The following is a 16,704-nucleotide window of genomic DNA, read 5'->3' as shown; positions in this document are numbered from 1 at the left end:
GATGTAGTACCCGGAGGCCACTGGAATGTGCGCAGTGCGCACCCTACGAGATGTAAGGTGCGCACTGCGCACCCGCAGAGATATGAATGTAAGGTGTGCACTGCGCACCCGCAGAGATATGAGTGCAAGATGCTTTATAAAAAAGTAGGAGGACGATATTAATGCCAAACTATCGCCGATTTTACCTTCCTGGTGGAACTTTTTTCCTAACCCTTGTTACCTACAATCGCACACCGCTATTTTCACAGTCAGAAAATGTCTCGCGACTTCGCAACGCTGTAAGGGCGATTAAATCAGAACAACCTTTTGAAATTCTTGGGGCAGTTGTATTACCCGACCATATCCATTTTTTGTGGAAATTACCTCCTAATGATACTGGCTATTCCAAGCGTCTTGGAAGGATAAAAATTTTATTTACACAATCTTTGCGCGGTCAAGGAAATTTGCCTCAAAATGTTTCGCTTTCGCGTCGCAAGCGTAGAGAAAGTGATGTTTGGTATCGGCGTTTTTGGGAACATACTATTTGCGACGAAGATGATTTTGAACAGCATTTAAACTATATTCACTACAATCCTGTTAAACACAATTTAATTTCTTGTCCGCATTTGTGGTCTTATTCCAGCTTTAGCTCATGGGTGAAAAAAGATGTTTATTCAGTTGATTGGTGCTGTAGTTGTAATGGCAGAAAGCCAAAAATACCAAATTTTGATGCCATTTCCTCTAGACTAGGAGAATAAATTAACAGGACTTAGATTATTTGCACGTGGGCTGCGACACCTTCCCAAGTCGGCAATTGAACGGATTAATGCGCTTCAAGCGGGCGAACTTTTGTATTTAGGGCACAAATTTTATCCTCGCGGCTTGCTGCTATGTAGTGAAAATGACTGGATTTTAGGCTGTTGTCCGCGCTATCTTTTGGAGGATATTTTGGAAATTATTTCGCAGCATCCAGAAATGGTGCGCCCAGAAGTCGATCGCCCCAACCAACCCCCAACGTCTTTTGACTGTGTAGTTTAAATACAGAAGAGCTTAGCAACTTCAGAAATCAAGTTGTGCGATCGCACAACTTGATAAAATTGCCAATATTCGGTAAATAGACGCGATGATTGTTATGGTGATGGGAGTCTCCGGTTCTGGCAAAACTACTGTTGGCAAGTTGCTAGCCCAATCTCTCAATTGGGATTTTAGCGATGCCGACGATTTTCACCCGCCAGGAAACATAGAGAAAATGAGTCGGGGCATTGCTTTAGAAGATGCCGATCGCCTGCCTTGGCTATTGCACTTGCAAGCTACAATAGACAGGTGGCTGTTGGAACATAAAAATTTCGTGTTAGCTTGTTCTGCCTTAAAAGCATCTTACCGCGAAATGCTCTTTCGAGACAAGCAGCGGATGAAAATAGTTTATCTCAAAGGTGATTTTGAGCTGTTCGCAGCCCGCTTAAAAAATCGCGAAAATCATTACATGAAAGCAGACTTGCTGTCAAGTCAATTCGCTACTCTCGAAGAACCAAAAGATGCAATTATTATAGATGCTTCGCAACCGCCAGAGGTAATTGTACGCCAAATTAAAAACGATCTGATTTGCGCTTAATTCCCCACAATCAAACAGGTTTGATCGTTCGGAATGCGAGTCCTATCTTGTTTGAAGAGGACTCGCATTCCGAACGATCGAACCTATAGAGGTTTGGCGTGCTAATTTTTGTACAAATACAAGAAAGCTTCTACTTCAGCGCTGGTTGGTTGAGCTGCAATTGCACCCGGTTTCATCGCTGTCATCGCACCCACCGCGCTTGCATAAGTTACGATTTTTTTTGCTATTTCTGGATCGGCTAGATTCTTAATTCCATGCTTGCACAACTGCCGCACAAAACCAGCGACAAATCCGTCGCCTGCACCTGTTGTATCCTCAACATCTACCGCAAAGGCAGGGACTTTTCCTTCATTTTGCGATAGACAATAGCCGCAACCTTTATCGCCCGCCGTCACCAAAACGCCTTCGACGGAATCGAGACGGTAGGTAATAGCTCCAGCGTCGGTTGTTCCAAACAACCATTCGGCTTCTTCGTCAGATAACTTGATAAAATCGACTTTTTTTAAGAGTTTTGTAATTTGCGCTTTTGCTTCTTCGGGATTTGACCAAAATACCGGACGCCAATTGATGTCAACTATAATTTTAACGTCGTAACGTTCTGCTAGGAAAATCGCTCGCTCGATCGCCTCTCGACTTTCAGGATAAGCTAATTCTAAAGTCCCAAGCACTAAAAACTCGGCATTTTCAAACAGCACCTCGGGTATTTGTGCAGCTTGGAGGCGGGTGTCGGCAAAATCCGCAGTATCCAATTTACCAAAACCGGCAAAAGATCGATCGCCCGCTTGATTCCGCAAGACATAAACTTGTCGCGTGGGCGCGCTCGGATGGCGCTGTACTCCAGCGGTATCAACCCCTACTTCTTGCAATACCTGCACCAGGGAATCCCCCAATTCATCCCCACCTACAGCACCGATAAATCCCGCCGCTGTCCCCAATTTAGCCAAAGCACAGGCAACATTTGCAGGGGCACCACCGGGATACGGTGTCCAAGATTCTACCTCTTCGAGAGATACTCCTAGTGTGTCTGCTAAACAATCAAATAAAATTTCACCCAGACACAGCACGCGAGGATAAGTCATATTGATTTTAGATTTTAGATTTTAGATTTTAGATTTTAGAGCAGCAGAGTTGATTAATTATCTTTAATGGCATCATGCAAGGAAAGTTGCAATCTATTTTGAATGCCACATCTTATAATATCAGACTTACTCATACTGTCAGTTACTCCTGAACGCAGAAGTGGAATGCGGGCAGATCAACAGTTTTACGTACAAATATCTATCTGCGGGTTTTGGGGCGTGGGATGTCAGGTACACGCAGGTAAAGCGAGCATCCGCCATCCCACGCGCCAGCACCGTGCAAGTGTCTGGGCGCCGTGCGTGCTGTGTCGTCGGCTGGCGAATTGCACGCAGCCGCGATTCTACCAGCGAGTTTGTAGTCGCCTACCGTCCAAGTGCGGCAGCAGATTTAATTTTGTCTTCATACTCGATCCCTCATCCTCTAGAATTGTATATAGGTAAATATGCACACATAGGAAAAATTTATGAACGGGAGCGTCTCTGGCACCCCTGTCACCCTGTCGGACAGAGAATTGCAAGTGGTAGAGTTAGTAGCGGCGGGATTGACCAATGAGAAAATTGCTGAAAAGTTAGAGATTAGCAAGCGTACTGTTGACAACCACATTAGCAATATCTTGAACAAGACGCCCGCTGACAATCGAGTTTCGCTGGTGCGCTGGGCTTTGCAGTGGGGGAAGGTATGTATGGAGAATATTAACTGCTGCCCTCTACCAGGGCCGATCGATAAAGAAGTATCTTAAATAGGGGTTATGGTTGGGGACACGCAAAGAAATGATGCAAACGGCACAAGAAAAACAACTCCGCTATCAAATTCAATGCCCGGGATTGCCGCTGGCGGTGTATCGCGAAGTGGCAGCCCATTTGCGTCAAGTTGAAGGGGTGGAAACTGGTTTAATTCCGCAGCAGTCACAGCGGTTCAATTACAGCGACAGCCAAGTTGGGAGTTTGTGGATACAGTATCCTGAAGGGTTCGATTTGGCCTGCCGCCAGCGAGTCGATCGCATTTTGGCTTATTATGGCGATCGCTACGGAGCTTGGGAATTATTAAGTCATTAGTTATTAGTTATTTGTTATTGGTTATTTGTTATTGGTTGTTTGTGATTCAAGCCAAACATCAATAAATACGAAGTCACCAATAAAAATTACCAACTCAAAAATGACGAATAACAAATAACAAATAACAAATAACAACAAACCAATAACAAATAACAACTGACTAACAGAATGAGTGCAATTAAAACTTTACCGGGAACGCGGGATATTTTGCCCGCTGAAATTCAATATTGGCAAAATATAGAAGAAGTCGCTAGAACAATTCTGAGAAAAGCGGCTTATCGAGAAATTAGGACGCCAATTTTTGAACAAACATCTTTATTTGAACGCGGCATCGGCGAAGCCACCGATGTTGTGGGCAAAGAAATGTACACTTTTAAAGATAAGGGCGATCGATCGACTACTTTGCGCCCAGAAGGCACCGCCGGAGTCGTGCGAGCTTTTATTGAAAACAGTTTGTACGCGGCTGGTGATGTGCAGCGCCTGTGGTATACTGGGCCGATGTTTCGCTACGAACGCACCCAAGCAGGCAGACAGCGACAGTTCACTCAAATTGGCGTGGAAGTCTTGGGGAGTGCAGATCCCCGGGCAGATGTCGAGGTAATTGCGATCGCCTGTGATATCCTGCAAGCGATCGGCTTAAAAAATTTGCGCCTTGACATCAATTCTGTCGGAAACAAGCAAGACAGACAAAATTATCGCCAAGCATTGATTGATTATTTTACACCGTACAAATCCGAATTAGATGCGGATTCCCAAGACCGCTTGACTCGCAATCCGCTGCGGATTTTGGATAGCAAAAATCAGCGGACTCAAGAAATTGTCGCTGGTGCGCCGAGCATTTTGGAATATTTGGGCGACGAATCGCGAGATCACTTCGAGCAAGTACAGCAAATGCTCGCAAGTTTAGGAATTAGCTATCAGTTAAATCCCAGATTAGTGCGCGGTTTAGATTACTATACTTACACCGCATTTGAAATTATCTCCGACGATTTGGGCGCGCAAGCCACAGTCTGCGGCGGGGGAAGATACGACGGTTTAGTCAAGGAATTGGGCGGCCCGGATACGGCGGCAGTCGGTTGGGCTATGGGTGTAGAAAGGTTAATTATCTTGTTGCAAAAGTTGCAACCTCTGCCCATTCCGCAATTGGATTTCTATTTGGTATCGAGGGGCGCAAAAGCCGAACAGCAATCAATATTGTTGGCTCAAAAATTGCGGATTGCGGGCTTTAGTGTAGAAATAGATTTGAGCGGCAGTGCTTTTGGGAAACAGTTTAAAAGAGCTGACAGAAGTGGTGCGGTTGCGTGTTTGGTTTTGGGTGATGCGGAAGCTGAAAGTGAGACGGTACAATTGAAGTGGTTGGCGAGTGGCGAACAAAGTGCGATCGCCCAATCTGAACTGCTAGCCATGACAGATGAGCTAAAACAGAAGATTCAAAACCCTTAAAACGATCGCTTGTCGCCCAGTCTCGATCCCCCTCGCATCCCCCTTAAGAAGGGGACTTTGACAGCACTCTTCCCCCTGATTGAGAAGGGCTTTGACGGCACTCTTGTCCCCCCCTTATTAAGGGGGGCTAGGGGGGATCTAAACTTCGATACAAACACAAGAAACGGTCGGTTCCCTCGTTACCAGGCTCCAGCCTGGTAACGCAGATCCAGAGGCTCCGCCTCGCAATTAACATCAATCCAAAAAACCAAAAGATATAATTAAAAATTAAACCCCTATAACATCTGATAAACTATGTTAGTAGCAACGAAAAACCCGACCGCTAAACTAATAGTAACCTGGCCATTACTGCCAGACGATTTTCAACTACCAGACGACCCCGTGGAAGACGAAACCCAACCCTTAATAGCCGCAGCATTGCGCCAGCCGCTAACAGCACTTCCTGAATTAATGCAGGATGCCTTAATAGTTTCCAATTTTGCGTTGTGTGCCGGAATTAGTTTCCCATCCTCCACCAGTGACGAACAGCGGACTATTTGCAAAGCACCAGACTGGATGTACGTAAAACCCGTCAATCCTCAAAATGTCTCGCAAGTCCGCCGCAGTTACACGCCGCACACCGAAGGAACTATCCCGCAAATTGTGATGGAATTCCTCTCAGAAACTTACGGGGAAGAATACTCCGTTGAGTTTACGCAGCGAGTCGGTAAATGGTTTTTTTACGAGCAGATTATCAAAGTTCCCACATACGTTATATTCCGAGCGAAAACAGCTCGTTTAGAAGTTTACGCTTTAGAATCAGAGCGCTATAACTTGCAACAAACTGATGAAAATGGACGTTATTGGATACCGGGATTAGACTTATTTTTAGGAGTTTGGGAAGGAACCCACGAAGGGAGAACAGGCTGTTGGCTGAGGTGGTGGAATGCAGCAGGCGAGTTATTGTTGTGGTCGGAGGAGCGGGCTGAGCAAGAACGTCAGCGAGCCGATCGCGAAAGTCTCCGGGCCCAAAGACTGGCAGAAAAATTGCGCCAAGCCGGACTCGTATTAGATGACGAAGATTGACAATTTAAAGGCGATCGACTCTTAGTACCGTTGACACAGCGCACCTGACGACTATTTGGTATAATCACAATCTTGTGTTGCGGGCATTCAGCCGGCTATTGTCCCACTGCGAACTAATATGTCACTCGAACGTCTCAAAGACATCACCTGGAAAGCAAAACCGCAACTGATATCCTTGTTTTCCGGTTGCGGCGGTATGGATTTGCCGTTCCACAAAGCTGGGTTTGATGTAGTTTGGGCGATCGACTCCAATAAATACGCCTGCAAAACTTTCAGCAACAACATTGCCGGTGTCATCATCAACGACAACATAGAAAACATAGACATTGCACAAGTTCCCGAAGCCCAAATATGTATAGGAGGCTTCCCCTGTCAAGATTTCTCCCTTATTTGGAAGCGCCCCGGACTTGAAGGAACCAGAGGCAATTTATATACATATTTTCTAGACTTTGTCAACAAAAAAAAGCCCAAAGCTTTTGTTGCGGAAAATGTCAAAGGTTTATTAAGCGCCAATAATTATCAAGCAATCAAACAAATAATTTCCGACTTTGAAACTATCGCACCGGGTTATTTAGTCAAACCTAAACTTTACAACTTTGCCGATTACGGAGTGCCACAATTTCGGCAAAGAGTCTTGTTAGTTGGTATTCGGATGAATACAGAATTTGATTTTGTGCATCCTCAACCAGAATACGGCCCTAATCGTCAAAATCCTTATAGAACAGCGGGCCAAGCACTCCAAGATGTCGAGCAAGTTCTGGAAAACAACCAAAATCATCAAATTCGCGATCGCACCGTTGAAATTTTGAATCGAATTAAAGCCGGAGGAAATTTTTCAGATATTCCCAAAGACAGTCCGTACTATGTAAAAGGCATGATCAGCCACGTTTATCGGCGAATTGATCCCGATAAACCATCATCTACAATTATTGCTGGCGGAGGCGGCGGAACCTGGGGCTATCATTATCCAGAACCGCGTGCACTCACAAATCGGGAGAGGGCGAGGCTGCAAACTTTTCCCGATGATTTTGTGTTTGAAGGTTCTTTTACCGAAGTGCGCAGACAGATTGGGAATGCTGTACCGCCCGAGGGAATTGCTGCTGTTGTTAAAAGTTTGATTCCGCTATTTCAGGGGAATTATCCGAAAGTTGATTTATATAAAATGAGTAAAAAGTTGCAGTCTATGTCAATTCAAGAGCGCTTAAAACACGCAGAATTAGAGGTATCTGAGCAAAGTTTGGAGTTAATTTGAAAGTGTGGTACGCTCAAAATACCTGAGTCAGACGAAGCTTAAATCTTATGTCTAATTCAGGTTATATATATTTTTTATGTAGCTAAAATTATTAGCGTGAACAAAAACTTAACTACAGGAAACCTCTCTAGAAACACACCTCATTACGAGTATCCCCAAGATATTCCTGAGTGCTATGCGGATATCGTAGAGGAACTGCGGACTCAGGCTCAAGATGTTCGATCGACTCATATTAGAAAAACCAGTTCTGGTAATGTTGCTGTTGCCAAACTAGAACTCCCAACGGGTAGAGTTTATAGAAAAGAAGCTACTAGCAAAAAAAAGCCTCTGAATATTCCAGGCAAAGACAATGGGCCAAAGTTGTTTTTTGAGCAAAGAATTGACAGAGGATCGCTCAATAATAATTACAACAAAGAACACGCCGAGTACAAGCTCTTCAATGCACTTGCAGAAGACTTGGAAGGAGATAGCGTACCTTCGGATGCGACAGGAAGGCTTTACCTCTACACGGAGATGGAGATGTGTTCTGGCTGTAACACTACTTGCGATGAAGACTTTGGTAGATTGTTCCCGAACATTGAAGTGATTATCTTCTAAAAGGAGCCATATCCGTAGAAATATAGGATAAAAAGCCAGTAGAGCCAAGCAAGGCTTTACTGGCTTCTCTGGGTAAGGTAGAATGGAAGTGATATGAAGCTTAAAACAAGCTTTATCTTAGTCTACGATTAAAAGAAAAATATAAGGAGGGAAAGTAAATGATTAAGTTTGACATAGGCCACTACACCGATTTTAAATGGCCCAGCAACTCAACTATTCCAGAGCAATTACAGCAAACACTTCGCACGGTTTGGGACAGAAAATATGACGATTTATACGAAAGAGGCGGAAACAGCGATGTAGAAGAAGCTTTTGTAGAAGTAATGACTGCCTTTGGAATGCCTAATGATGCAATATCCCATCAGCGATATGTCTACATGGCTTATGGAATAGCATTAGCAGCTAAGCCGACCATTAAACATTACTTTCCTGAAGAACACAAGGCTGATATAGTTCAAGCAATTGTATCTTGTTGGCTAAAAGATGGCGGTGAAATCCCAGAAACTTGGGCAGATACCTTGTTTCCTAATATCAACAAAATTGGAAAATATCAAGCTAGTAACGAAGCTTATAATATTTTCTACGGATTGCTGCAAACACTCAACAGCAAAACAGCCTATAATGCTATCTTAGATATTATGTATGATGCCATTACAGGTGATGCCATTTCTGGTTTTACTGAAGCCAGACGAGATATGTTTAATTGGTGGTTGATTGAAGTGATTCCTGCTGCTTATTGTTTAAAGCTGCCATCTACTTTATATTCGGGAAAATGGGAATTTCCGCCTTTGAGTAAGTGCGCGGAATTGATCGGTGTAAATCAACCAAATAACTAATTTGGCACTCTCAAACCTTTGACTTTTTCCGCTTTCTCATCCACACTCAACCCCTTGCACTGTACCAAAACCCCAAAACCTCCCAACCCCATCGGATCGATCAATTGGTGCAACGCTTCCCGCCTGCGCAAAAACGTTGCTAAATCCAATACTTGTGCATCATTTGCAGACAGAGAAGCAATTCTATCGCCCACACCCAACACCATCAAAAACAAAGCCTGCTGAGTAAAACCCATTACCTCCAAACCGCACAATTTCCCTTGTTTTTCCAGCGCCGTAAAATCAGCATGGGCTGTTAAATCCTGTCGCCCCACATTAATATAAGGATTGCTGTGATATCGGTGGCGGTAATAACATTGCAGCGTTCCTTCCGTGCGTCTCGGATTGTAATAGCGGTGCGCCGGATGGCCGTAATCAATTGTTAACACATAACCGCGCTGCAACTTTTCGGCAACTGTTTTTATCCAGTCTAAAGCTGCTAAATTAATTTCGCTGCGATAGCCATCCGCATAGACACTCGCCGATAAGTCTATTCCTACTAAATCAAAATATTCGGCAATTTTAGGATTTGAAATTTCTCCCGATACTTCAATAAAGTTGCTCCCAGATTGTTTATTTGGTTCTGCTGATGTGGCAACGTAAATCTCGCGAATTTGGTTTTTTTCAAGAATAAATTGATGTACAGGCAAAGCATCCACTAATTCATTAGAAAAAAAACAACCGACAATCGAATTATTAGCTATTTCATCCCAATTGCACCATTTAACTGTTTTGTTGAAATCGTCTAAATTTTGCTGCTGCTTTGCTTGCAGTACAGGCGAAATTTCAACAATAATGTATTCTAAAATTTTAAATAAATCGGGATGTTGGCGTTGCAGGTATTGCAGCACATTCGCGGCAAAGGTTCCCAGCCCTGCACCCATTTCTACTATAGTAAAAGGATGAGGTTTGCCGAGAATTTGCCACATTTCCACAAATTGCTCGCCCAAAACCTCGGCAAAATCTGCACTCCAATGAGGTGAGGTGATAAAATCGCCCCCTTTGCCGATGTTCGGGCGATCGCCATTATAATAACCATACTGCGGGTGATATAGTGCCAAATCCATATATTCCGCAAAAGTAATCCGCTGCTGGGGACTTGCGGCAATTCTTTCGCTGATTAAAGCGCAGAGTTCCGGGTTGCTATCGTTAATATCTGATTGTTGAACTGTCATAATTTTTATGAGGAACTTAATCAAGCTGAACAAAATCATTCGAGTAGTGCTATGAACTCTTCCCTTGTGAGTTCTGCATCCCGCAGTATCTTGCGGAGTAAACCTCTACCTATGGTTTTGCCAGCATGGACAGGAATCGTTACAACCCGTCCATCTGCATGGATTATTCGCACATGACTGCCCTTTTGTCGGATCACCTAAAAGCCTACATTTTCTAGGGCGCTAATAACTGTATTTCCTGTTAAAGCTGGTAGTTTTGGCATTAAATCATCACCCTTTGAATGCCTACAAATTCAGGTAATTTTTCATCACCCTCTTCTTCTAAGCAAAGTGCAATAACTTCTTTGATATTGGTAATCAACTCATCAATAGTTTCTCCTTGACTATAACAGGCTTTTAGCTGTGGGACTTCCCCGACATAATAGCCATCTTCATCTCGTTCAATAATGACGTAGAACTCTTGCTTGCTGACATTCATTCTGCAACCTCTTTGTTCTTTAAATTTGATTATATCATTTTGCAGCCGATCGCAAAATTGAGATTTGAAATCGGCAATTTTCGATTGCTGTGATAAGCTAGCTTTAGCTTTTAAATATAATGCTTCTGTATGTCGAGAGAGTCTTGTTTAGAAGAGTTCAAAAATTCAAGCGAGTTATTATTACCGCATTATCTAGTCATCTTTAGTTTAGCAAATACAAAAAGACGCGGTATTTACTTAGTTAAATAATTCGATTGTGTAGGGTGGGGATGCGTGAAAATTTCAATTTTTATTTGCGAATTTGTAATGGCGACGCACCTGACTATTGTGTGGTGCGTCGCCCGCTCGATAATCGAGTTTATTTGTAGATGGTTGATGAATCCGCACTTTACGACAAACTATAAAATTGGTTCGTAGTGAGGACTTTAGTCCTGAAAATCAGAGGACTAAAGTCCTCACTACAAACACTTTTATTGGGGGGTAATTTACCGGAGATGAGATCGGAGCGAAATCAGTCGAAATTTAGCGATCGACAGAACCCATGATAATATCGATACTGCCCAGAATCGCCACCAAGTCCGCAATCTTTACACCGCGCACGATGTGGGGCAAAATTTGCAAGTTATTGAAATCCGCAGCGCGAATCTTCCAGCGCCAAGGAAACACGTTATCTTCTCCGACAATATAGATTCCCAACTCACCCTTACCGCTTTCAACCCGCACGTAATGTTCGCCCTTAGGAATCTTGAAAGTGGGCGCTACTTTTTTGCCAATAAACTGATAGTCGAAACTGTTCCACTCAGATTTTGGCCCGCTTTCTAAGCGCTTGGCTTCCAAGTTTTCGTAAGGGCCGCCGGGGAGTGCTTTCAAAGCTTGATAGAGGATTTTAACTGACTCGCGCATCTCACGAATTCGGACTAAGTAGCGGGCTAAACAATCGCCCGCAGCTTCGGTGCAAACTTCCCAGTCGAAGTCGTCGTAGCATTCGTAATGGTCAACTTTCCGCAAATCCCAATTTACACCGGAACCGCGCAACATCGGCCCGGATAGTCCCCAGTTAATCGCTTCGGCGCGGGAAATTGTACCGAGCCCTTCAATCCGGCGGCGGAAGATCGGATTGTTGGTGATTAAACGTTCGTATTCGTCAATTTTGGGCAGGAAGTAATCGCAGAAATCTTCGCACTTGTCTACCCAACCGTAGGGTAAATCTGCTGCGACTCCGCCGATGCGGAAGTAGTTGTTGTTTACCATGCGGTAGCCGGTGGCTGCTTCCCACAAGTCGAGAATTGGTTCGCGATCGCGCATAGTGTAGAAAAAGGGAGTTTGCGCGCCCACGTCTGCCAAAAATGGCCCTACCCACATCAAGTGGTTAGCAATCCGGTTCAACTCCAGCATAATTACCCGAATGTAACTCGCCCGTTTGGGGACTGCTATATTCGCTAACTTTTCCGGCGCATTGACTGTCACCGCTTCGTTAAACATCCCCGCAGCGTAGTCCCAGCGGCTCACGTAGGGCACGTACATCACATTCGTGCGATTTTCGGCAATTTTCTCCATCCCACGGTGTAGATAGCCCAAAACAGGCTCGCAGTCCACCACATCTTCGCCGTCCAGGGTGACAATCAACCTCAGTACGCCGTGCATGGATGGGTGGTGCGGGCCCATGTTGAGCACCATTGGTTCGGTTCTGGTCTCGATTCTTGACATAATTAAATGACTTAATGATTACTGACTATTGTTGATTTTTGTTTCACTTTTATAGATTATGAAGGATATCGAGCTCTCTGAGAAGGACACCCCTGGATCGGATGTCTGCGCTGACACCTATCACGTTTCAGTTTTAGCCCAAGAATTAATTACGGGTTTAGCTGTGCGTCCGGGCGGGCGCTATTTGGATGCGACGCTGGGAGGTGGCGGACACACTGGTTTGATTTTGGCCGCGGCGCCTGATGTGACTGTGGTGGCGATCGATCGCGATGTAGAAGCCATCCGTTTTTGCGCGGCCCGATTTGCCAACTCGCCCGTTGAGTTTTGGCACGGCAATTTTGCCGAATATCAGTCCCTAGATGCCGAATTTGATGGTATTATAGCAGACTTAGGGGTTAGCTCTGCTCAGTTCGATACACCGGAACGTGGCTTTAGTTTTCGCCATCCAGCTCAACTAGATATGCGTATGAACCAGCAGCAATCTTTGACCGCAGAAGAGATTATCAATCACTGGGAAGAAGTTAAACTAGCAGATATTATTTACAAGTACGGGGAGGAACGACTGTCTCGGCGCATCGCGAGGCGGATTGTCGCACAACGTCCTTTTCAAAATACAACGGAACTCGCAGGCGCGATCGCTAGCACCTTCCCACCCAAGCAGCGCAACGGCAGAATCCATCCCGCCACCCGCACTTTCCAAGCTTTAAGAATAGCCGTCAACTCCGAACTAGCGTCTTTAGATACTTTCCTCAACCAAGCGCCTAAATGGCTAAAACTCGGTGGGAGAATCGGAATTATTACTTTTCACAGTCTCGAAGACAGGCCGGTCAAGCACCAACTCAGAGCAACAGAGTGTTTGCAGGTACTGACAAAAAAGCCGATCGTGCCACAATCCGAAGAACTAGCTAGAAATCCCCGCTCTCGTTCTGCTAAGCTCAGACTGGCAGAAAAATTAATTTGATTTGGTAGTAATGGCAGTAAAGGACGAGATCCCAAAGGCGGCGAGGTCAGCTAAGACCGATCCCGGATGCAAGTTCCGAACTTCCTTGTGGTATCACCCGTCATGGCACTGACTTATGAAACCCGAACCCTTGACGCAGATTCGGCTCCGCTGAATCAGAAGAGGGTATTTGACAAGCTAGTTTTAGACCTGATTAATTCGCCTAGGAGTAGGGAATAGCATGAGTCGGGGAGATGGAAGCAAACTGAAACTAATGGTAGTCGATGACGAACCCGACAACTTGGATTTGCTGTACCGGACGTTTCGACGCGACTTTCAGGTTTACAAAGCAGATAGCGCCCTCAGCGCCCTGTCCGTTCTAGACGAACAGGGCGAGATGGCGGTGATTATATCTGACCAGCGAATGCCAGAAATGAATGGTACCGAGTTCTTGGGGAAAACAGTCGATCGCTTTCCCGATACGATTCGGATTCTGCTGACTGGATACACCGATGTTGAAGACTTGGTAGAAGCAATCAATGCAGGTCAAGTTTTCAAGTACATCACCAAACCGTGGAATCCAGAAGAACTGAAATCAGTTATCAATCAAGCGTCAGAAACTTACAAATACTACAAGCAGCGCAGCGTTGCACTGCGTCGCGCTTTACGCAAGGAATCTCTGTTTAATGAGGTGATGAGCGTGATTCGCGGGTCGCTAGATTACTCTAGTATGGTACAAACTATTGTTCAAACCGTAGGTCAAACTTTTGAGGCCAACTATTGTATGCTGCGGCCGGTAGAAGTCGATCGACTATTGCCGAGTACCTTTCCCTACCAAGCCCAAACCGCCGAACCTAGCAGCTTTTCTTTTGATGAAAATTTGCTGGTTCAAGCCGTAGCCAGCCGCCAAACTCAAGTAAAAGCCAACAGTGGGGCTGACGGTAACTCGGTTGAGATTGCTGTACCCCTGACTTATCAGCAAGACTTGTTGGCGGTACTAGCTCTGTGTCAGATTGGCGGCACTAACCCTTGGTCGGGAGAAGATATAGAGTTAATAGAAGGGGTAGCAGCTCAAGCTGCTCTCGCCCTGTCTCAAGCTAAGCTCTACCAGCGCACTCTCGATTTAGCCAATCAGATGCAAAACGAGTTGGAGGTGGCCCGCCAAATCCAAACAAACTTGTTGCGCCAAAGTTGGCCGGATTTTGAAACTGTCAGGGTACAAGCTTGTTGTTATCCGGCGCGGGAAGTTGGCGGTGACTTTTTTGAAGTGTACGTCCACTCTCAAGGCGATATTTGGATAGCGGTGGGTGATGTTTCAGGTAAGGGTGTTCCGGCTGCTCTATTTATGGCTAGCGCGATTTCGGTGATGCGGCGCGAACTTTCTCAAGAAGTTTCTCCCGAGCCCGAGCAAGTTATGCAGAATATGAATAGCACTATGTCTGACGACCTGATCGGCAACAACCATTTTATTACAATGGTTGTTGCTCGTTACACTCCGTCAACGGGACACTTGGCTTTTGCTAATGCCGGTCACATTTATCCGATCGTTTGGTCTAACTCAGAAGTGAGAGCTCAAGCAGCTAGCGGTAAAACGCCAGCAGAGCCGAATTTCCTCAAAGCTCGCGGTATTCCCTTGGGGATACTTCCAGTCTGGAAAGGTAAAGCAGGTGCGATCGAATTAAAGTCAGGAGATGTATTTCTGCTGACAAGTGATGGGATTACTGAAGCCAGCGTGACTACTGCGGGCGTCTCAGGGGGCGAACCAACCCGTTCTATGCTACAACAAGAAGGGCTTTGGCAACTTTTGATTCAAGAGCCTGGTTCCTTCAACTTGGATAATTTGCTCGCTTACATCCGAGCTGACAATCCCGTTCAGGAAGATGACCAAACCATACTCTCTCTGGAGGTTCTCTGAATCTGTCAGCCATCCCGACGGATAGTCGAGGCTTGGAGTATCAAAAACTCTAGCCTTCAGTTGACAGCTTACAGATTACCGCACAGAACGCGGGCGATCCAATAGCTCCAAGCTTCGCTAACGGCAAAAGTTACAGAACTAGCGCCTCAATGCCTAAGTCTTAACAGATGCTTTTTGATGAATGCCTTCAAAGAAAGTGTATTGCCTCGATCGCCCGCTATTGAGTATCCTTCATGTAGCGACAAGTATTAACGCCAAATTAATGTGGCGTTTTGTATTTCATCCCTGGTCACCAGACACAGGTTTCAAAACTTACAGGATTTTTTTATGAATACTGAGCTTCACGTGCCAAGCGACTTGCGGTTTTTAACAATAGTTGAAAACTGGTTGCTGAGCAGTTTAGAAGTAGAGCTAGGAGAGCACGTCGATTGGCCGCGCCAGTCTAATCGTTTGCGCTTGGTGTTAGCAGAAGCCTATTCTAACGTGATCCGCCATGCTCACAAAGATCAACCAAATTTGCCTGTTTTAATTCGCTTGAATTTAAAAAATCGGGATATTGGTTTAGAAATTTGGGATTACGGTAAAGGTTACGAAATGGATACTTACAGTCCCCCAAGACCGGAAGCTAAGCAGGAAAGCGGCTACGGCTGGCTGATTATGAGCCGGCTTATGGATCGGGTGGACTACACTTTGCAAATAGACGGTCGCAACTGTCTCAAGTTGGAAGCAAGTTTGCCAGAAAAATCTTAATTAGCCGTTATTCCTTAGAAATGCAGTTTTTGACTGTAGTGGGTGTCTGTCGCGCGCTGCGGTGACAGACACCCACTTTTTCGTGCCTTTTGGTTGCTCTCTGAGTAACTGCAAGGCGATCGCAGTACAGTCCAAGGTGCAAAAATACCGCAGCAGCCTGGTTTTTCAACAGTTGGTGGTACTTGATGGGAGATTTGGTTAAAAAACCCGGTTTTAGCCTCAGTTGCGCACAAACAATCAGGATGACATGACTTGAGCTATTGCCTTCGATCGCCCAAGGTCAAGTTTAATATTTAAATATGAAACCGCTTATGAAACGTCAAATTTATTTATTATGGGGGCGCAGATTTAGCAACTCTTGGGGAGAAGCTAACAGCTTGACGGTGACAGCCAGGATTTCTTGGTGATGATTTAGTAGGAACAGCCATCCGACATTAATACCAAATGCCGCAGTTTGCACCCGGCCGCTAACCTGAATTTCAACTGTGCCATCTGCTAAAATTTTGCTGACACTTTGCTGGGGTTCGAGCTGCATTCCTCGCGCTTCTGTTTTTAGATAAGCGGCGATCGAGCTTTTGCCGGTAATTGGCTCTTCAAACGGCGCGTGCAGAATCCCGCGATCGGCAAACAAATTAGCCGTCTCTTCAAACTCGCCCGCGTTTAAACTTTCAAAATATCGCTGGATTGCTGGCTTTGTGATGGTGGTAATGTTTGTAGAGCGAGTTAAAATAGGTCGAGTCGTGGCGGTCATAAAAGAACTGATTAGAGAGGAATAAATATA

At 45.1% G+C, this 16,704-nt stretch carries 20 protein-coding genes; 13 read left to right on the top strand and 7 right to left on the bottom strand.

Annotation, left to right across the window (positions count from 1 at the left end):
• Positions 1-161: 161 nt before the first annotated feature.
• The 3 genes from QT974_RS03480 (at position 162) to QT974_RS03470 (ending at position 1,591) form a co-directional block, all read left to right on the top strand.
• On the top strand, positions 162-737 hold the full coding sequence (locus QT974_RS03480) for an REP-associated tyrosine transposase (protein ID WP_333467130.1): 576 nt from the start codon (positions 162-164) through the stop codon (positions 735-737).
• Positions 738-828: 91 nt separating this feature from the next.
• Entirely contained in the window at positions 829-1,017 is a 189-nt protein-coding gene (locus QT974_RS03475) for a hypothetical protein (RefSeq protein WP_333467129.1), read from the top strand.
• An 85-nt stretch (positions 1,018-1,102) separates the two neighbouring features.
• Positions 1,103-1,591: a gluconokinase gene (locus QT974_RS03470; protein ID WP_333467128.1), complete on the top strand. Its 489-nt coding sequence runs from the start codon at positions 1,103-1,105 to the stop codon at positions 1,589-1,591.
• A gap of 101 nt (positions 1,592-1,692) precedes the next feature.
• On the opposite strand, the gene QT974_RS03465 is transcribed toward QT974_RS03470, so the two are convergent.
• Positions 1,693-2,670, bottom strand: a complete 978-nt coding sequence (locus tag QT974_RS03465; protein WP_333467127.1) for a carbohydrate kinase family protein — start codon at positions 2,668-2,670, stop codon at positions 1,693-1,695.
• A 464-nt stretch (positions 2,671-3,134) separates the two neighbouring features.
• Between QT974_RS03465 and QT974_RS03460 the strand changes: the two genes are divergently transcribed.
• The 7 genes from QT974_RS03460 to QT974_RS03430 all read left to right on the top strand — a co-directional run bounded on the left by QT974_RS03460 (position 3,135) and on the right by QT974_RS03430 (position 8,919).
• Positions 3,135-3,410, top strand: a complete 276-nt coding sequence (locus QT974_RS03460; protein WP_293149481.1) for a helix-turn-helix domain-containing protein — start codon at positions 3,135-3,137, stop codon at positions 3,408-3,410.
• A 34-nt stretch (positions 3,411-3,444) separates the two neighbouring features.
• Positions 3,445-3,726, top strand: a complete 282-nt coding sequence (locus QT974_RS03455; RefSeq protein ID WP_333467140.1) for a hypothetical protein — start codon at positions 3,445-3,447, stop codon at positions 3,724-3,726.
• A 168-nt stretch (positions 3,727-3,894) separates the two neighbouring features.
• A complete protein-coding gene (gene hisS / locus QT974_RS03450; protein ID WP_333467126.1) occupies positions 3,895-5,169 on the top strand; it encodes a histidine--tRNA ligase in 1,275 nt (424 codons plus the stop codon).
• A 294-nt stretch (positions 5,170-5,463) separates the two neighbouring features.
• A complete protein-coding gene (locus tag QT974_RS03445) occupies positions 5,464-6,234 on the top strand; it encodes a Uma2 family endonuclease (RefSeq protein ID WP_333467125.1) in 771 nt (256 codons plus the stop codon).
• A gap of 118 nt (positions 6,235-6,352) precedes the next feature.
• Positions 6,353-7,486 (top strand): DNA cytosine methyltransferase, encoded by a 1,134-nt coding sequence (locus tag QT974_RS03440; RefSeq protein ID WP_333467124.1) that lies wholly within the window; start codon positions 6,353-6,355, stop codon positions 7,484-7,486.
• Positions 7,487-7,582: 96 nt separating this feature from the next.
• Complete coding sequence (locus QT974_RS03435; RefSeq protein ID WP_333467123.1) at positions 7,583-8,083, top strand: deaminase domain-containing protein; 501 nt, start codon at positions 7,583-7,585, stop codon at positions 8,081-8,083.
• A gap of 158 nt (positions 8,084-8,241) precedes the next feature.
• Entirely contained in the window at positions 8,242-8,919 is a 678-nt protein-coding gene (locus QT974_RS03430) for a hypothetical protein (protein WP_333467122.1), read from the top strand.
• Here the strand turns inward: QT974_RS03430 and QT974_RS03425 are convergent.
• From QT974_RS03425 to QT974_RS03410, 4 genes are all read right to left on the bottom strand, one after another.
• Positions 8,916-10,133, bottom strand: a complete 1,218-nt coding sequence (locus tag QT974_RS03425) for a class I SAM-dependent methyltransferase (RefSeq protein WP_333467121.1) — start codon at positions 10,131-10,133, stop codon at positions 8,916-8,918. The two genes, QT974_RS03430 and QT974_RS03425, sit on opposite strands and share 4 nt — an antisense overlap.
• 35 nt (positions 10,134-10,168) lie before the next feature.
• Complete coding sequence (locus QT974_RS03420; protein WP_333467120.1) at positions 10,169-10,330, bottom strand: type II toxin-antitoxin system HicA family toxin; 162 nt, start codon at positions 10,328-10,330, stop codon at positions 10,169-10,171.
• A 65-nt stretch (positions 10,331-10,395) separates the two neighbouring features.
• Positions 10,396-10,611, bottom strand: a complete 216-nt coding sequence (locus QT974_RS03415; RefSeq protein WP_333467119.1) for a type II toxin-antitoxin system HicB family antitoxin — start codon at positions 10,609-10,611, stop codon at positions 10,396-10,398.
• Positions 10,612-11,133: 522 nt separating this feature from the next.
• The gene (locus tag QT974_RS03410) at positions 11,134-12,318 is read right to left on the bottom strand and encodes an NAD(P)H-quinone oxidoreductase subunit H (RefSeq protein ID WP_333467118.1); all 1,185 of its coding nucleotides are present in this window, start codon (positions 12,316-12,318) and stop codon (positions 11,134-11,136) included.
• Positions 12,319-12,376: 58 nt separating this feature from the next.
• On the opposite strand from QT974_RS03410, the gene rsmH reads away from it, so the two are divergent.
• The 3 genes from rsmH to QT974_RS03395 all read left to right on the top strand — a co-directional run bounded on the left by rsmH (position 12,377) and on the right by QT974_RS03395 (position 15,923).
• Positions 12,377-13,279, top strand: a complete 903-nt coding sequence (gene rsmH, locus QT974_RS03405; protein WP_333467117.1) for a 16S rRNA (cytosine(1402)-N(4))-methyltransferase RsmH — start codon at positions 12,377-12,379, stop codon at positions 13,277-13,279.
• 220 nt (positions 13,280-13,499) lie between these two features.
• Positions 13,500-15,173 (top strand): SpoIIE family protein phosphatase, encoded by a 1,674-nt coding sequence (locus tag QT974_RS03400; protein WP_333467116.1) that lies wholly within the window; start codon positions 13,500-13,502, stop codon positions 15,171-15,173.
• 327 nt (positions 15,174-15,500) lie between these two features.
• A complete protein-coding gene (locus QT974_RS03395) occupies positions 15,501-15,923 on the top strand; it encodes an ATP-binding protein (protein ID WP_293122549.1) in 423 nt (140 codons plus the stop codon).
• Between the two features lie 7 nt (positions 15,924-15,930).
• Here the strand turns inward: QT974_RS03395 and QT974_RS03390 are convergent, their stop codons facing one another.
• Together QT974_RS03390 and QT974_RS03385 are read right to left on the bottom strand one after the other, a co-directional pair.
• The gene (locus QT974_RS03390) at positions 15,931-16,092 is read right to left on the bottom strand and encodes a hypothetical protein (protein WP_333467115.1); all 162 of its coding nucleotides are present in this window, start codon (positions 16,090-16,092) and stop codon (positions 15,931-15,933) included.
• A gap of 156 nt (positions 16,093-16,248) precedes the next feature.
• Complete coding sequence (locus QT974_RS03385; RefSeq protein ID WP_333467114.1) at positions 16,249-16,674, bottom strand: nuclear transport factor 2 family protein; 426 nt, start codon at positions 16,672-16,674, stop codon at positions 16,249-16,251.
• Positions 16,675-16,704: the final 30 nt, after the last annotated feature.

It is taken from the genome of Microcoleus sp. BM001215392, assembly GCF_036700185.1.
GTDB lineage: Bacteria > Cyanobacteriota > Cyanobacteriia > Cyanobacteriales > Microcoleaceae > Microcoleus.
This window is presented reverse-complemented; position numbering and strand designations above follow the sequence as displayed.

Excerpts from the sequence above, each read along its gene's own strand:
- QT974_RS03465 (WP_333467127.1), bottom strand. The coding sequence starts at position 2,670 with ATGACTTATCCTCGCGTGCTGTGTCTGGGTGAAATTTTATTTGATTGT.
- QT974_RS03425 (WP_333467121.1), bottom strand. The coding sequence starts at position 10,133 with ATGACAGTTCAACAATCAGATATTAACGATAGCAACCCGGAACTCTGC.
- QT974_RS03470 (WP_333467128.1), top strand. The coding sequence starts at position 1,103 with ATGATTGTTATGGTGATGGGAGTCTCCGGTTCTGGCAAAACTACTGTT.
- QT974_RS03455 (WP_333467140.1), top strand. The coding sequence starts at position 3,445 with ATGCAAACGGCACAAGAAAAACAACTCCGCTATCAAATTCAATGCCCG.
- QT974_RS03430 (WP_333467122.1), top strand. The coding sequence starts at position 8,242 with ATGATTAAGTTTGACATAGGCCACTACACCGATTTTAAATGGCCCAGC.
- QT974_RS03480 (WP_333467130.1), top strand. The coding sequence starts at position 162 with ATGCCAAACTATCGCCGATTTTACCTTCCTGGTGGAACTTTTTTCCTA.
- hisS (WP_333467126.1), top strand. The coding sequence starts at position 3,895 with ATGAGTGCAATTAAAACTTTACCGGGAACGCGGGATATTTTGCCCGCT.
- QT974_RS03385 (WP_333467114.1), bottom strand. The coding sequence starts at position 16,674 with ATGACCGCCACGACTCGACCTATTTTAACTCGCTCTACAAACATTACC.
- QT974_RS03440 (WP_333467124.1), top strand. The coding sequence starts at position 6,353 with ATGTCACTCGAACGTCTCAAAGACATCACCTGGAAAGCAAAACCGCAA.
- QT974_RS03415 (WP_333467119.1), bottom strand. The coding sequence starts at position 10,611 with ATGAATGTCAGCAAGCAAGAGTTCTACGTCATTATTGAACGAGATGAA.
- QT974_RS03460 (WP_293149481.1), top strand. The coding sequence starts at position 3,135 with ATGAACGGGAGCGTCTCTGGCACCCCTGTCACCCTGTCGGACAGAGAA.
- QT974_RS03395 (WP_293122549.1), top strand. The coding sequence starts at position 15,501 with ATGAATACTGAGCTTCACGTGCCAAGCGACTTGCGGTTTTTAACAATA.
- QT974_RS03400 (WP_333467116.1), top strand. The coding sequence starts at position 13,500 with ATGAGTCGGGGAGATGGAAGCAAACTGAAACTAATGGTAGTCGATGAC.
- QT974_RS03445 (WP_333467125.1), top strand. The coding sequence starts at position 5,464 with ATGTTAGTAGCAACGAAAAACCCGACCGCTAAACTAATAGTAACCTGG.
- QT974_RS03410 (WP_333467118.1), bottom strand. The coding sequence starts at position 12,318 with ATGTCAAGAATCGAGACCAGAACCGAACCAATGGTGCTCAACATGGGC.
- rsmH (WP_333467117.1), top strand. The coding sequence starts at position 12,377 with ATGAAGGATATCGAGCTCTCTGAGAAGGACACCCCTGGATCGGATGTC.